This window comes from Aeromonas aquatilis, assembly GCF_054052405.1.
Genome location: NZ_JBSTYP010000172.1, coordinates 1 through 452, shown reverse-complemented (window position 1 = coordinate 452; position 452 = coordinate 1). Strand labels below are relative to the sequence as shown.

The following is a 452-nucleotide window of genomic DNA, read 5'->3' as shown; positions in this document are numbered from 1 at the left end:
TGGTGAATAGTGTTCTCTCGATTTCATTCAATACCCCCGATTGTCTCATCGTAACAATCGGGACTGTCTGTGAAAATCAGGATACCTCAAAGAAACCTTTGGGTTTCCCCTCGCGCACCATGTAGCCGCTGTCGGGGTCGGTGGTGCTCTGCTTGATGGTCCGCGTTTCCCCGGTGGGGGTTGTGGCTTGAGATTTGCCTTGCTCTGGTTGCTCTGGTTGCTCTGGTTGCTCTGGTTGCTCCGATTGCTCCGATTGCTCCGATTGTGCGGCTTTTACCCGGCGGCGCAGCGATTTTTCCCATGTTGCTTGCGGTCCTCATCGATAGCCTGCTCCAGCTCATCAAGATAGGCTTTGGGGGTAACAGTGACCTCGACCTCGGTCAGCTTCTTCTTGTTGGCATTGGCTTGCAGGTGGGTGCTGTCGGTATAGAGAACCCGGCCGCCGACCATCC

General features: G+C 55.1%; 1 pseudogene. It reads right to left on the bottom strand.

Annotation, left to right across the window (positions count from 1 at the left end):
• Positions 1–88 precede the first annotated feature (88 nt).
• Positions 89–452 (bottom strand): annotated as a pseudogene (locus ACW5W8_RS23865) (hypothetical protein); the annotation flags it as partial.